This is a genomic window from Rhizobium sp. 10N414, assembly GCF_056394785.1.
In genome coordinates, this window is the sequence record NZ_JBFTIN010000119.1 from 1 (window position 1) to 470 (window position 470).

Here is a 470-nt window from a genome sequence, read left to right on the forward strand (position 1 = left end):
CGCTCGGGTGTAGTGGCTTTCGACGCTCTTCACATGTACCCGGCTGTACCAACCCGATCGAAGCAGCTGGGCAATGCCGCGCGCATCGTTCTTGTCCGTCTTATTACGCATGGCCGAAAGAGCAGCATTGACTTGGCGAGCCTCCATGCACACGACATCGAAGCCCGCCTCCGTCAAACCGTAAGTCAGGTGCTGAGTGAGCGTGCCAGCTTCGAGCCCGACCTCGTGGATAGGTTCGCCGAACTCGTCGAAGCAGCGGACAATATCGGGAACGTCCGATGGCACAGAGCGTTCGAGCCTGACTTTTCCAGTCTCATCGATAATGCAGATAGCCACTGCGCGCAGTGACACGTCCAAAGCAGCATAGAACATCGTCATCTCCCTTCATCGCGGTTGAACCGGGATTGTACTAGGAGCTTGCCTCTTGCGGGACCGCCCGATTACGCATGCTTAAGGCCGGCTGGGCAATG

General features: G+C 57.7%; 1 protein-coding gene. It reads right to left on the minus strand.

The features are described 5' to 3' along the window. The coding region (locus tag AC1DE4_RS31865; RefSeq protein ID WP_477884768.1) for an IS110 family transposase at positions 1-372 on the minus strand (372 nt) is incomplete at its 3' end. Positions 373-470: the final 98 nt, after the last annotated feature.